Consider the following 12,687-nt stretch of genomic DNA (forward strand, 5'->3'; position numbering starts at 1 on the left):
ATTGGCCGCTGTACGAGGATCATTGGATTTCCGCCGGACATGATCAGCGACTGGCGAAAAGCTTGCTCCAATTGCGGTGTCAGGACGAGTGCGAAAGCAAATGGCGCGAGTTCGTAGGCGAGCTTGCGCAACACGTAGCCGACTACACCGAAGCCAAGCATGATCCACAGGTCGAAGATGTTCTTGTTTGCCGAGTAGGACCCGACGACAGCGAGCAGAAGAATAAGCGGAAATAGGATGCGATAGGGCACGCGTAACAGCTGCACCCATAAACCGATAAGCGGCAGGTTGAGTATCAGGAGCATGACGTTGCCGAGATACATGCTCGCGATCACACCCCAGAAGATATCCGGATGCTGCGAGGCCAGGAGGGGGCCTGGTGTTACGTTCTGAATAATCAGCGCGCCAAGCAGAAGAGCCGTGACCGAATTGCTGGGAAGGCCAAGCGACAGCAGCGGGATCATTCCGCCGGCAACCGCCGAATTGTTCGCCGACTCCGGCCCGGCGACGCCTTCGATAGCGCCTTTGCCGAAGCGCTTGGGTTCTTTGGCGGCCCGGCGTTCCAAGGCATAAGAGACAAATGACGCTGTGACCGGACTGCCGCCCGGGAGGATGCCGATTCCGAATCCGAGAAAGCTGCCTCTCAGAATGGCCTTCCACGACTGAGCCCAGTCCTCGAGCGTCGGCAGCAGGCCGATGATCTTGTCGGTAATAGTCTTGCGCGCCGACGGATGCTCCAGGTTCAGCAGGATCTCGGAAACACCAAAAAGGCCTATGACGACGGGAACGAGATCAAACCCGTTGGTGAGGTTCGTAAATCCGAACGTAAATCGGTCCTCCCCACTGACTTGATCGATGCCAATGCAGGCGCAGAAGACGCCGAGGGCCATGACGATGAAGCCCTTAGCCGCTGAACCCTGCACCATGAAAATCGTGGCGATAAATCCGAGCAGGATGACCGCGAAGTTCTCCGGCGGGCCGAAGTGCAAGGCGACGGAGGTCAAGGATGGCGAGAACAGCGTGAGTCCCACGACGCTCAGCGTTCCAGCCACGAACGAGCCGATCGCTGCCATGCCCAATGCCGCTCCCGCACGTCCCTGTCGTGCGAGCGCGTGGCCGTCGAGGCATGTCACGACCGATGCCGCTTCACCCGGAATATTCACAAGAATCGAGGTGGTGGATCCGCCGTACATCGCGCCGTAGAAGATGCCGGCCAGCATGGCGATGGCGCCAACCGGCGGCAGAACGAATGTGATCGGCAGCAGCACTGACAGCGCAGCAAGTGGACCAACCCCTGGGAGAACGCCGATCAAAGTGCCGACGAGGCAGCCGATAAAGCAATAGAAGAGGTTGCTGGGCTCGAGAATGATGGCGAAGCCATGCATGAGGCCCTGGAGTATGTCCATGGTCGGTCTCAGAAACCTAGCGGCCCGCGCGGCAGTGTACTTGCCAGCAGGCGCGTAAACAGGAAGTACACACCGATCGTTGCTATGGCCGAGGTCAGTAGGGCCGACCACCAGCTCTTGCGTTCGACAGCCTGTATCAACAGGATGACGATGGGAAAGACGGTCAGGATGAAGCCCAAGCGCGGCATGAGCAGCGTGATTGCAGCAAGTCCACCGGCGATGGTTGCCATACGCATCCATCCGCCTCGCGAAGGCCAATCAACCGGCGACGGTGCAGTGGGGCGGAGAAGAAGGAGCAGACCGCAACACGCCACCACGAGACCTGCCACCATCGGGACAAGGCCGCCTCCGGGACCCATAGCTGTCATGATGGTGTAACGTGGAGCGACTGCGACAATCGCGATTCCCACCACGATCCAGATAACGTTGAGCGCCCGTTCTGCCACGGCAATACCTCTAGATCAGCGCGGGCGATCCGATCGCGCGTCCGGCGGCATGTGCCTCGACGAGCGCCTGCGGCAGACGTCGCGGAGAAAACGCATCCCCGATCGTCCGAATTCTGATTTTTTCCACCCCCGCATCCTGCAGTTCGTCTGCCAGCGATCCGTTCGGATCTGCTGATCCCACCCACACAATGGCTGCGACGTTTTCCACCACCTCTTCGCGCTGGGTCAGGTAGTGAGACAGAATTGCCCCGCCATTGGAAGTCCTGGCTACATACGTGCTCGACTTCAGGGCGGCGCCGTGCTTGTCCATCTCCCGCAACATGGCGATGCGAGAGACGATCGGTATCTCGCGGAATACTTCGAAGAAGCGGGTCGTAATCGTCAGCTGTTTGCCTGATGCGGCCAGACTCTCCGCCATGGCAGCGCTCCAGTAATAACCATCGTCATCCATCATGATGACGTTGCGTCCATCGCGTCCCCTGAGGTCGACACTTTCATTCCCCGTCAACACGGGAACCGATCCGTCTCCGGGTATGTCCGGTACGGTTGGCGTTGCTCCGGTCGCAATGATGATCTCGTCGGGCTGCTCGGCCAGGATGCTCTCCACCGTGCCCCGCGCGTCAAGCTTAATGCTGACGCCGGCCTTCCTGGCTTGCGGAATGAGAAAATCGAACAGGTGTTTCATCTCTTCATAATGAGAGACGTTGTGGACATGCTTTAGTCGGCCGCCGAGTTCGGATTCCGCCTCAAGCAACGTAACCTTGTGGCCACGTAGGGCCGCGACGCGCGCGGCCTCCAGCCCGGCTGGCCCGCCGCCGACCACCACCACGTGGCGGGCACTTTCGGCGCGCACAAGCTTCTTGAACTGGTATTCCCTGCCGGCAACGGGATTTGTCGCGCAGGCAATCGGTTCGCCGCCAGAGATCCAGCCCCAGCATTGGTTGCAGGCGATACAACGCCGGATGCTGTCGGCTTCATTTCGACGGGCCTTGTTTGGCCATTCCGGGTCGACAAGCAAAGCGCGGCACATGCCAATCATGTCTGCTTCGCCGCCAGCGAGTACGCGTTCTGCTTCTTCCGGTCCCTGGATACGGGTGCTCGCGATAACCTTGACGTTACGGACGGCCGGCTTGAACCGGGCCTGGATGTCCCGAAATGCGAGGATGGGCCAGTGACGGTCCGGCAGATGGGTTTCGATCGTGTTGAAATTCCCCTGGCTGAGCGAGAGATAATCTAGATGGCCGTCAGCGGTGAGCGATTGTGCGATCTCAAGTGTCTGATCGATCGTGAGCCCGCCTTCTGTGAACTCCTCAACCCCTAATCGATATCCAACGATCGTGCGCTGGCCGAGCCGCTGCCTCACTCCTTCGATGATCTCAAGTGGGAAGCGCAGCCGGTTCTCTGCGCTGCCGCCGTATTCGTCCGTGCGACGGTTGGAGAACGGTGAAACGAATTGTTGAATGAGGTGCCCCTGTGCACCGTGAATTTCCACGCCGTCCAGGCCTGCTTCCATGCAGTGTACGGCGCACGACACGTACTGCTCAATCAGCTCCCGGACTTCACGCTTTGAGAGTGCGTGCGGAACACCACCGCTGCGCGGGCAGGCGACGGCTGACGGGCCGACCAGGTGCGGAACCACACGTGATGCAAGATGCTGGCGGCCACCGTGGTTGAGCTGACCGATCAAGAGCGCACCTTCCGCATGGCATACGTCGGCGAGCTTGCGTAGCCCCTCAATAGCCGGCCGGTCGTGAACCACGAGAGCTCCCGGACCGTATGCTTCCTGCGGTGAGATTCGCAGCGCTTCCGTGACGATGGTGCCGACACCGCCTTTCGCCAACGTCCGATAGAATTCCACGAGCCGCTCGCCGACACGATTGCGATCGGCAAGGTTGGCTGTCGTCGCCACCCTCATGATGCGATTCTTGACTTCGCGTCGCCCAAGCGAGATTGGCTCGAACAAGTGCGGGAAGGGGCCAGTCATCAGTGTCGTCCTTCAGAACTCTGGTACCGGATTCCGTCTCGAACCTTCTTGTGGGGGCACGCGTCGAGCACGGGTGTTGCGGAAAACCGTGTTCAATTCGGTCTGCGGAACTGGTCCCGAAAAGGATCCCACTCGGCGGCACCAACGCGCGCAAAGCCCTCGCGGATAGACATGTCCTTGGGAAGTGCAGGGTGGGCGTTCTCGCGCTTCAGGCCTTCGAGCATGTGATCGCAGATGCCGATCACCGCCTTGAACAGCATCCCAGGCAAGATCGTGAGCTTGTATCCGAATTTCTCGGCGTCCTTGAGCGGCACATCCGGGGTCTTGCCTTTCCAGACCACATTGAGCAGGCAGGGCCCCTTCACCAGCTTCGGCACTGCGGCTATTTCCTCCACAGTCTGCGGCGCCTCGACGAAGGCCATGTCAGCGCCGGCGTCGAGCGATGCATTGGCTCGCTTGACGGCCTCCTCCAAACCGAGCACGGCACGGGAGTCGGTGCGCGCGATAATGAGGAAGTCGGGGTCGGTCCTCGCAGAGACGGCAGCTCGAATTTTGGCGATGTAATCGTCAAGCGAGATGATTTCTTTGTTGTCGAGATGTCCGCACCGCTTTGGAAAGCCTTGGTCCTCGATGTGGACGCCAGACACGCCGTGCTTCTGATACTCCCGGATCGTGCGAATGACGTTCAGTTCGTTGCCATAGCCGGTGTCGGCGTCGGCGATCAGCGGAATGCTCAGGACGCTCGCCATGCGGCCCGCATTCGCGACCATTTCTGTCATCGTGATCAGCCCGTAATCGGGAAAGCCGAGAGTTGCGGCGGTTCCCGCGCCTGTCATATAGGCGGCTTGAAAGCCGGCTTGTTCGATCGTTCGTGCGCTGATGCATTCGAATGCGCCGGGCACGACCAGCATCTTGTTCTGCCGTAGCAACTCGCGCAGATCTCCAGACTTGCTCATCTCGTATCTCCAGTCTCTGTGGTTGGATTATGCCAATTGAGGTGGGCGCCACGTTTCGGGGTTGATCGATCGCTTGCGAAACTCTCCAGCGCGGTCGACAAAATGACAGGCCGCCACATGTCCTGGCGATATCTCGACTTCTGGCGGAGTCTCCACCGCGCATTGCGCGGTCGCAAACGGGCAGCGTTGATGAAACCGGCATCCGGTAGGTGGGTTCAACAGATCCGGTGGCGCGCCTGGAATCGAGATCAGTTCACGGCGGCGGTCGTCGAACTCGGGAAACGCCGCGCACAGACCCATCGTGTACGGATGATGCGGCTCGCGGAACACGCGTTCGTCGCCGTATTCCATGATACGGCCAGCATACATGACGGCGATCTTGTCGCAATTCTCCGCGACGACCGCCATGTCGTGGGTAATCAGCAGCATGGATTTGCGGAGCCGCTCGTGAATCTCCTTCATACGGCGCATGATCTGGTCCTGGACGATGACGTCGAGCCCCGTGGTTGGCTCATCGGCAACGATCAGCGCGGGGTCGAGCACCATCGACATTGCGATCATTGCCCGCTGCCGCATGCCTCCGGAGAACTGATGTGGGTAGTCCTTCAGACGTACCTTCGACAAACCAACAAGTGCGAACAGCTCCTCGACGCGTCGGTCGCGCTCAGCTGCCGGCAGCTGCCGATGGCTTTCGATAGCTTCGCGGATCTGCTGGCCGATCGTATAAACGGGATCGAAGCCGTTCATCGCGCTCTGCGGCACCAGTGAGATACCGGTCCAGCGGATCTTTCGGAAATCGGCCTGACTGAGATTAACCAGCGACGTGTTCTTGAACTTGACAGTTCCCGACACGCGCGCCCCCTCCGGGAGGATGCCAAGTAACGCCTTCGCGATCGTCGATTTGCCGCAACCCGATTCGCCGACAAGGCCAAGATACTCGCCGGGCTCGATCGTGAACGAGATGCCATCGACAGCCTTCGCCTCGCCGCGAGAGGTCCGGTAACCGATCGACAGATTTCTGACGTCGAGAAGAGCGGTCATCTTCAAAGGTTCCGCAGTCTCGGGTTCAGGATTTCCTCGTACGCCCGCGAGATGACGAAAATCGACATGACGAAGATCGAGAGCGCGAGACCGGGTGGAAGCACCCACCACCAGGCAGTACGCATGGCGCCGGCCTTGAATGCATCGTTGAGCATGCGACCCCAGCTGAGCGCGTGTACATCGCCGAAGCCGAGGAACGACAACGCGGCCTCAAGCATGACGCCGGCCTGAACTCCGATGGCGATGTAGAGAAAGCTGAGCGGCAGCACATTTGGCGCGATGTGTCGAAACAGGATATTGAAGTGTCCAGCGCCTGCTGCCTTGGCCGCCCAGACGAACGGCCGGGTCTTCAGCGTCAGGACTTGCGCACGTATCACTCGCGCCGTGGTGCGCCATAGAAAGAAAATCACCAACGCGATGATCAGCGCCAGACTTGGCGAGGCGATCGAGATGACAACCATCGCGAAGGGCAGGAAGGGGATTCCGAACGCGACGTCCGTCGCGCGCATCATCACCTCGTCCGTCCAGCCACCGAAATATCCGGATACAAGGCCGACGATCGTTCCGAGAAGCACGCTTCCAAGCGCCGATATCAGTCCGACCATCAGGGCCACACGTGCGCCCCAGATCAATTGACTGAAGACGTCCATGCCCTGGTTGGTCGTCCCCATCCAGTTCACGGGTGTTGGTGGCGATAGCCGCACCACGCCGCCGTTCGCGCCGCGCACAACCTCAAACGCACCGTAGGGCGCGATCAGCGGCGCGAAGCACGCTGCCAGCACGATGACGGCAACGAGCGCCAGACCGATCAGAGCAGACGGATATCGTCGAAAGACCCTCATGCTCTGCAGTCCGCGCCCGATCGATGCTGCGACGGCGCCAGCGGCCCCTTTAGGCCAAGCCTGATTGATGCGGGACTCAACTCTCGGAAAGTCGGTCATTGAGGGGCCCTACGCATATGTCACTCGGGGATCGATTAGGCCGTAAAGCAGGTCGGCGACGAAATTGAACGCCAGCGTTGCCAGCGCCATGACATAGAGTGCCGCCTGCGCGACCGGATAATCGAGATCGCCGAGCGAATGCACCAGTTCACGGCCAATGCCGGGCCAGGCGAAAATGGTTTCGAGCAGTACCTGCCCCTGAAACAGCGCGCCGGTCATGACAGCGATGTATGTGACCAGCGGGAGTAGGGCGTTGCGCGTTGCGTGCATAACGATACCGCTCTCCGGCAGGCCCTTTGCACGAAGAATATCAAGGAAGTCGCTGCCCTTCACCTCCAGCATCGACGAACGCAGTAACAGGATTGGCCCGGTAATCTCGCGGCTGACAAGAACGAGCCCGGGCAGCAGAAGATGCATCCAGTAGTCTTGCGATGTCAGTGTCGGCCAGAATCCTTCGACCCCGCCCGGTGAAACCATGCCACCGGGAGGTAGCCAGCGGAGCTGATAAGAGAACACCATCAGCGCGAGAATGCCGACGAAGAACGACGGCACCGAATGCAGGAACAGCGAAATGCCGACGGTCGCATGTTCGAATGCGCTCCCGCGCTTCCATCCGGCGACCGCGCCGATCCACGTCCCGAATACGATCGATACGATCAGAGCCGGTACGATCATCAGGCAGGTATTGCTGATCTTGGAGCCGATGATTTCGCTCACCGGCTCGCTCTGGAAGAACGAGCGCCCGAAATCGAACGTCAGCATGTTCCAGAGGTACCGGACATATCGCAGCCAGAGCGGGTCGCTGAGCCCCCAGAGCGCTTTCTGCCGGTCGATCATGTCCTGTGAGAAATTGCTGTCGATGAACATCATGGTCGGATCGCCGGGCAGCAACTGAAACAGCGCGAACATGATGGTGAGAATGCACCAGATCACGAATGCAAGCAGCATCAGCCGCCGCAGCACGTAATTCCGAAAGCCGTTCATGCAGCCGTTCCTGCTCGCGTGTTGCGACTAGCTGAACATCTTGAGGCCGCCCCAGGTGTATCCTTCCTTGACGACCCGGTTCACGCGATCGCGAAAGCCCTTGTTGTCGGCTGGTGGATAGAGCAGGCGGCCATCGCTTCCCCAGGTGTAGCCGGCCGCCTGCAGGATATCCTTCGCCTTCTTGAGATCGAATTCGGGTATCGCGGGCACGTCAGGATTGTTCCATGGGCTGCCTTCGACGAGAAAGCTGTTGGATTTCGGCAAGCGTCCTGCGCCTTCCCACGGGACATTGACCAGGAACGCACGATCGATCGAGTGCTGCCACGCCCGGCGGAACTCGTAATCGCGCCACGGCAGCCACGGCATGCGAACGACGCCATGATACCAGTTGATGTCGTCGGTCTTGACGATCTTCACATGCGGCATGGCCTCCGCCTGCTTCACCTGGCTTGGCTTCAGGCTGATGACGCTCGACTCAATGAAATCGATCTCCTGGCTTTCGAGACGGCCGAGCAGGCCGTCGAGTGTCGGCGTCGCGACGATCCAGATCTCATTGATGCTGGGCTTGGAGAAGTGCTTCTTGTTGGTCGTCAGCTGAAGCTCAGTGTCCTTGCGATGGCGGCCAAACATGAAGGGGCCGCTGCCGATCGGCTTGTCGATGCGGAGCTGGCGCGGGTCGTCGGCGATCTTCTGCTCTTGCATGATGTTGCCCCAGATGTGCTGCGGCAGAATCACATTGAGCTGCAGGAAATAGCTTTCGAATTGCGCGTAAGGCTCCTTGAACTTGACACGGATGATACGCGCACCCTCATCGGTGATTTCGGTGCTGGCCAGGAAGCGGTTGGCGGTCCAGAAAATACCGCGCTCGTGCTTGCGCATGAAATCGAAGGTGAACTGCAGATCGCGAATGGTCACCAGTTTGCCGTCATGGAACTGCATGCCATCGCGCAACTTGATGTCCCAGGTGCGATCATCGATCTGCTTCCACGACTCGAGCGCCCAGGGAATCGTGTTGAGATTTTCGTCGAAGTAAGCAAGGCGGTCGTAGATCATACGACCGATCGAGCGCATGTTGTTGCCGGCAGCGATAATGTTGGTCGTCTCGAGCAGCGCCGTCATGCCGACGCGTACGCTTTTCTTGGCGCCTTTCGGCTTCATGCCGATAAAGCTCTGGATGGCGTTGAAGTTGGAGATGCCAAACCCGCGCACGCGCACCACATTGTCCCAGTCCGCGGCGTTATAGGCCTCGATAATGGCCGGGCCCCAGCCGAACTGGCAGGTATACAGATCGTCGCAAAGAATTTTTTGGGCGTCCTTGACGTATTTGAGGCGCATGTCCTTGTCGCTCTCCGACGTCTGCAGGTCTATCAGCTTGTCATACTGTTCGTTCACCCATTCGCCATAGTTGCGCCGGTCGAATCCGTAGGCGCGCGAGACCAACCATTCAGCGGGATCGATGCGCTCGGGCCGCAGGATCGAGGGATGGACCTCAATGTCTCCGTGCTGGTGCTTGTTGATCAGTTCCAGCCAGCGGGCCTGCGAGGCCTGTTCGACTTGATAGCGAATGCCGATCTCCTTGGCGTCGGTCGACCATTTCCGAAATGCATCGACCGTGTCCGGCGCGTCTGCTGGAACGACGACCCGAATGTCATGGACCGGCTGACCAGGTGTAGGCCATTTCAGACGCGCGCGGGCCTCCTTCGCCCAAACGTCGTCCTTGAAGTAGAAGCCCGAGATGTTGTCGTACATTCTTGCATAGCTGGGATTCGCTAGACTAAACGCCTCCTCCTGCGCTGTGGCTGTCGACGGCCACGAGGGCAGCGCCATGCTGCCCCCAAGGACCGACATCAATTGAAGCAGGGAACGGCGGTCCATTGGACACTTCTCGCGATCTCTCGCCATCAGATCCTCCCTAGGCTTTGTTTGTTTATTATTGGAGCTTACTCGGCGGCTCGCTGCTCGACCGCGCCGGAGTGCCCGACCCGTGGATCGTAGACGCCAAGCGACTTATCGTAGCGAGCCAATTTTTCCGGCGACAGATATTTCTGTTCGAGTTCCGTAACCTTCGGGAATCCTGTGAGATCGAAGACGCCGAAGCCGCCGAGCGGATGGTTTTTGTACCTGTCCGCGAACTCATTAAAGGCGTCGGAACCGCGCGTGGCGTAGTCCTTGAGGAAATCATACATCAGCACCGCGCCGATCTTCGTGATGTGCACGCCGACCGTGCAGACGCCGAATTCCTTCATCTCCTCGGTGGTCACAGCTGGATTGATCGCGTAAGGGGTGACCTTGAGCAGCGCATCCGGAAAAGCTTCGCGTACGGCTCTGATTTCCTCGCGTGATTGCAGCGCCTCGACGTAGATCAGATCGACGCCGGCCTTCAGATACGCTTCGCAGCGCCGCATCACCTCGTCCATGCCTCCGCCGACTGCGCCCCGCGCATCGGTTCGTGCCTGGATGATGAAGTCGGGGTCGAGATCATCCCGCACATCGCATGCTGCACGATACTTGCCAGCGGCTTCCTCGATCGTGATCAGTTCCTTGCCCTTAACGAAGCCGCAGCGTTTCGGCGCAACCTGGTCCTCGATGAACAGCGAGGCAGCGCCTGCACGGATGATCTCGTCGACCGTGCGGAGCGTGTTGATGGCGTTGCCAAACCCGGTGTCGCAATCGACGACCACAGGAATGGAGACCGCCTGGCATATGCGGCGGGTGTTCTCGACCAATTCGCTCATGGTGATGAAGCCGGAGTCCGGCAGGCCGAGCAGGTGCGCTGAGGTGTTCGAGCCGGAAATGCCGAAATAGGCGAAACCGGTCGCTTCCGCCAATTGCGCGTGATGCGCTGTTCCGCCCCAGACGCTGACAACCGGTAGCGGCCCTTCGCGAAGAAGGCGTTTCAAATGGGTGCTCGGCTTGTCTTTAATCTGACTGTCGCGAAGACGCATGCCGTTCTCCTTGCCCTGCTCAGATCATTGATAGAGATGACAGGCTACGATGCGGCCTGCGGTTGTCGGTCTCAATGCGGGGTCGTCGGTTTCGCAAACGGCCATGCGCTGTGGACAGCGCGGATGAAACCGGCAACCCTGCGGGACGTTCATGGCGTTCGGCAGCGCCCCTTTCAACTCGACGCGGTCGCGCTTGCGGGCGCCCATGACAGGCGCCGCTGCCATCAGCGCCTGCGCGTAGGGGTGCTGCGGGTTGTCGAGGACATCGGCTGCCGGGCCTTTCTCGACGATTCGACCGAGGTACATGATCGCCACATCGCTGCAGATGTGGCGCATGGTCGAGAGGTCGTGTGAGATGTACAGAATGGCCATGCGTAGCTCGGTCGCAAAATGGCGGAGCAGGTTAAGAATGCCTGCACGAATCGAGACGTCCAGCATCGAGACCGGCTCGTCCGCGACGAGAAATTTCGGCTCGACGGAAATCGCGCGGGCGATGGCGACCCGCTGCAATTGCCCGCCCGAAAGCTGGTGCGGATAGCGTTGCAGGAAATTCTCGGCCGGAACCAATCCCGCCATCTCGAGCGCGCGGACAACGCGACGCCGTCGCTCCACGGCGTTGGATGGAAAATGGATCACAATCGGTTCGGCGACGCTCTGCTCGATCGTGAAGCGCGGATTCAAAGATTCATAGGGGTTCTGAAAGACGATCTGCGCCTTGCGCCGGAATGTGCGCATCTCGGCGCCGCCGCTCACCGAGACCAGATCGCGTCCGTCGAAACTGACGACACCGCCACTGGCCGGATGAAGCTGCAGCACGGTCATACCGGTCGTGGACTTTCCGCAGCCGCTCTCACCGGCAAGACCAAGCACTTCGCCTTCGCGCAAGGCGAAGCTGACGCCATCGACAGCTTTCAGGTAGCGGCGGTTGAGATTCAGCAAAGATGCGAGGAAGCCCTGACGCAGCGGATACCACTTTCGGAGATCCCGCACGTCGATGACGGCGGTCGTCGTCTGTGGTGCGGGCATGCTCACCTGAACAACCTCCCAATCGCATGCCGGCATGCCCGCGCGAGATGCCGGGTTTCGTCAGCGCTCTGCGGCACGGCCGCTTCACTCCCACTTTTTTTCTGGCCCTACACTGATCCTTCAATGACGGAAGTGTCAACACATAAACGGAAAACGATAGAAAACCGTGGAGTCGTTGAGCTGAGACTCTCAAGGTGTTGACATTTTCGATTTTCGATCTTCATTCTCCTCCTTGCAAAGGGATCATCGATGTCCGCACGCGCCGATCTGCGAGGAAACGATACGCGGCCGCTTCGTCGCGGCGGCGTGGAAGTCAAACGCATTTACGCTGCGATCTTTGAGGAAATCGTCTCTGGGGAGCTTCCTCCGGGCGCCAAGCTGAGCGAGCCGGATCTGGCGAAGCGTTTCGGGATCAGCCGCGGTCCGCTGCGCGAGGCGATCAGGCGGCTTGAGGAACGGCAGCTTGTGAGTTGCACGCCGAATGCCGGCGCACGCGTCGTCATTCATTCGACGGAAGAAATCATCGAGACCTTCATCATTCGCGAATCTCTCGAAGGCATGGCCGCGCGGCTTGCCGCGATCAACATGACTGCCGACGAGCGGATTCAATTGCGAAAGGTGTTCGAGGAGGAACGCGAGCGCGGCAGGTCCGCAGGCTATGATCGCGATTTCCACATGCACATCGTCCACGGCAGCCACAACAGCCGACTGCGACGCATCATCAATCGCGATTATTACCAGCTTCTGCGGCTCTGGTATTCGCGGGCGAGTTGGCTATGCCACGGCACGGAGGATTCCTGGCGCGAGCATCAACGTATTCTCGAGGCGATTGAACATCGTGATGCGGAGTGCGCGGAAATTCTCATGCGCCGTCATATCTCACGTCTGCGCGAAGCGAGTATCGACAATCTGAAGATGTTAGAGGCTCAACAGGCCGCAGAATAGGCTAACGAGGTCA

11 protein-coding genes are annotated in these 12,687 nt (G+C 59.6%); 1 reads left to right on the forward strand and 10 read right to left on the reverse strand.

Features of this window, described 5'->3' with window-relative positions; genetic code table 11:
• The 10 genes from RCO31_RS15515 to RCO31_RS15560 all read right to left on the reverse strand — a co-directional run.
• Nucleotides 1-1,517 (reverse strand): tripartite tricarboxylate transporter permease (locus RCO31_RS15515; protein WP_308969314.1); only part of this gene is annotated, 1,517 nt, incomplete at its 3' end.
• A complete protein-coding gene (locus RCO31_RS15520; RefSeq protein ID WP_308969315.1) occupies nt 1,415-1,852 on the reverse strand; it encodes a tripartite tricarboxylate transporter TctB family protein in 438 nt (145 codons plus the stop codon). The genes RCO31_RS15520 and RCO31_RS15515, both read right to left, overlap by 103 nt.
• Nucleotides 1,853-1,862: 10 nt before the next feature.
• Nucleotides 1,863-3,836: an FAD-dependent oxidoreductase gene (locus RCO31_RS15525; RefSeq protein WP_308969316.1), complete on the reverse strand. Its 1,974-nt coding sequence runs from the start codon at nt 3,834-3,836 to the stop codon at nt 1,863-1,865.
• Between the two features lie 92 nt (nt 3,837-3,928).
• The gene (locus RCO31_RS15530; RefSeq protein ID WP_308969317.1) at nt 3,929-4,792 is read right to left on the reverse strand and encodes an isocitrate lyase/PEP mutase family protein; all 864 of its coding nucleotides are present in this window, start codon (nt 4,790-4,792) and stop codon (nt 3,929-3,931) included.
• Nucleotides 4,793-4,819: 27 nt separating this feature from the next.
• A complete protein-coding gene (locus tag RCO31_RS15535) occupies nt 4,820-5,833 on the reverse strand; it encodes an ABC transporter ATP-binding protein (RefSeq protein ID WP_308969318.1) in 1,014 nt (337 codons plus the stop codon).
• Nucleotides 5,834-5,835: 2 nt separating this feature from the next.
• Nucleotides 5,836-6,675, reverse strand: coding sequence for an ABC transporter permease (locus RCO31_RS15540; protein WP_308969319.1), 840 nt, complete (start codon nt 6,673-6,675; stop codon nt 5,836-5,838).
• 108 nt (nt 6,676-6,783) lie between these two features.
• Nucleotides 6,784-7,758 (reverse strand): ABC transporter permease, encoded by a 975-nt coding sequence (locus RCO31_RS15545; RefSeq protein ID WP_308969320.1) that lies wholly within the window; start codon nt 7,756-7,758, stop codon nt 6,784-6,786.
• A 27-nt stretch (nt 7,759-7,785) separates the two neighbouring features.
• The gene (locus tag RCO31_RS15550) at nt 7,786-9,633 is read right to left on the reverse strand and encodes an ABC transporter substrate-binding protein (protein ID WP_308969321.1); all 1,848 of its coding nucleotides are present in this window, start codon (nt 9,631-9,633) and stop codon (nt 7,786-7,788) included.
• Between the two features lie 65 nt (nt 9,634-9,698).
• Nucleotides 9,699-10,703, reverse strand: a complete 1,005-nt coding sequence (locus RCO31_RS15555; RefSeq protein WP_308969322.1) for an isocitrate lyase/PEP mutase family protein — start codon at nt 10,701-10,703, stop codon at nt 9,699-9,701.
• A gap of 24 nt (nt 10,704-10,727) precedes the next feature.
• Nucleotides 10,728-11,729 carry an ABC transporter ATP-binding protein gene (locus RCO31_RS15560; RefSeq protein ID WP_308969498.1) on the reverse strand — a complete coding sequence of 334 codons (1,002 nt, stop codon included), beginning with the start codon at nt 11,727-11,729 and terminating at the stop codon, nt 10,728-10,730.
• Between the two features lie 249 nt (nt 11,730-11,978).
• On the opposite strand from RCO31_RS15560, the gene RCO31_RS15565 reads away from it, so the two are divergent.
• Entirely contained in the window at nt 11,979-12,674 is a 696-nt protein-coding gene (locus tag RCO31_RS15565; RefSeq protein WP_308969323.1) for a GntR family transcriptional regulator, read from the forward strand.
• The last annotated feature ends 13 nt before the right edge of the window (nt 12,675-12,687 follow it).

Origin of the sequence: Bradyrhizobium sp. LHD-71 (assembly GCF_031157255.1) — a bacterium.
Taxonomy (GTDB): Bacteria; Pseudomonadota; Alphaproteobacteria; order Rhizobiales; family Xanthobacteraceae; genus P52-10.